A 1,443-nucleotide genomic window follows, 5' to 3' on the forward strand; every position below is an offset into this window, starting at 1 on the left:
GGAACATCATCGAACGCATGTTCGGAAAGCTCAAAAACTGGAAGCGTATCGCAACACGCTATGACCGTCTCGCCGTCAACTACCTCGCCGCAATCGCCCTTGTTGCTCTTGCAACCCAATGGCTCAAATGAGTCCCCTACCTAGTCACCTGGAACTGAAGTAAGCATCATTGTCTTTTGGCAGAAGCGTTTGACGGCGGCGAGGATTTGGTCGGCGGATTTTACCCATCTGTAGGGCTTGGGATTTTCGTTGTGAGCGGCAATGAAGGCGGTAATGTCGGCTTCAAGCTCCGCCGTTGAACGATGGACGCCGCGTTGCAGCTGCTTGCGCGTCAGCTCTGCAAACCACCATTCGACCTGATTGATCCAGGACGCCGACGTTGGCGTGAAGTGAACATGCCAATGCGGGCGGCGAGCGAGCCAGGTCTTGATCCTCGGTGTCTTGTGGGTGGCATAGTTGTCCATCACGAGGTGCACGTCCGGCCCCTTGGGCATCTCGGAGTCAATTCGTTTGAGAAAGTCGAGGAATTCGCTCGCGCGATGGCGTTTGTAGCACTTGCCGATCACGGCGTCGGTAGCAACGTCGAGCGCGGCGAACAGGGATGTCGTGCCGTTGCGCACGTAGGTATGCGTGCGCCGCTCGGCGACGCCCGGCGCCATGGCCAAAACTGGTTGCTCGCGATCCAGCGCCTGAATTTGCGATTTTTCGTCTACGCACAACACAATCGCCCGGTTCGGCGGCGACATGTAAAGGCCGACGATGTCCTGCACTTTGTCGACGAACAGCGGATCGGTCGACAGCTTGAATGTCTCCGAACGATGCGGTTGCAAGCCAAACGCACCCCATATCCGGCGGATGGTGGTGTGCGACAGCCCGCACTGGGCTGCCATGGAGCGGATCGACCAATGCGTGGCGTCCTTCGGGGTGGTGTTCAATGTACGCTCGATCACCTGAGCCACTTGCGCGTCAGAGACTGTTCGTGGCCGACCTGCCCGATATTCGTCAGTCAGCCCTTCAATGCCATCCTGCACAAACCGGCGGCGCCATTTGCCGACGGTGTGCTCGTGGACACCGAGACGTTCGGCAACGTCCTTGCTCTGCAGCCCATGTGCACACAACAGAACCATCCGGCATCGGTCCGACAGCGAACGCGGCGCCTTGTGGCGGCGAACCTGAGCCTCAAGAAAGCGACGGTCCTCGTCGCTCAAGACAACCAGATCTGCTTGCTTGCCTGCCATCATCTACCCCCTGCCTGTAGGCAAGGGATAATACAATGATGCTTACTTCAGTTCCAGCTGACTAGGTAGGGGACTCATTTGAGCCATTGGGTTGCAAGAGCAACAAGGGCGATTGCGGCGAGGTAGTTGACGGCGAGACGGTCATAGCGTGTTGCGATACGCTTCCAGTTTTTGAGCTTTCCGAACATGCGTTCGATGATGTTCC

The 1,443-nt window shown here is 57.7% G+C and carries 1 protein-coding gene and 2 pseudogenes; 1 reads left to right on the forward strand and 2 read right to left on the reverse strand.

Features of this window, described 5'->3' with window-relative positions; translation table 11 throughout:
* A pseudogene (locus DES43_RS22200) lies at nucleotides 1-131 on the forward strand (IS5/IS1182 family transposase); the annotation flags it as partial.
* A 9-nt stretch (nucleotides 132-140) separates the two neighbouring features.
* Here DES43_RS22200 and DES43_RS22205 read toward each other — a convergent pair.
* Together DES43_RS22205 and DES43_RS22210 are read right to left on the reverse strand one after the other, a co-directional pair.
* On the reverse strand, nucleotides 141-1,241 hold the full coding sequence (locus DES43_RS22205; RefSeq protein WP_425352143.1) for an IS630 family transposase: 1,101 nt from the start codon (nucleotides 1,239-1,241) through the stop codon (nucleotides 141-143).
* A 71-nt stretch (nucleotides 1,242-1,312) separates the two neighbouring features.
* Nucleotides 1,313-1,443 (reverse strand): annotated as a pseudogene (locus tag DES43_RS22210) (IS5/IS1182 family transposase); the annotation flags it as partial.

Source organism: Aquamicrobium defluvii, from assembly GCF_004363725.1.
Lineage (GTDB): Bacteria > Pseudomonadota > Alphaproteobacteria > Rhizobiales > Rhizobiaceae > Mesorhizobium > Mesorhizobium defluvii.

Coding starts and splice junctions, on each gene's coding strand:
- DES43_RS22205 (WP_425352143.1), bottom strand. CDS start 1,241: ATGATGGCAGGCAAGCAAGCAGATCTGGTTGTCTTGAGCGACGAGGAC.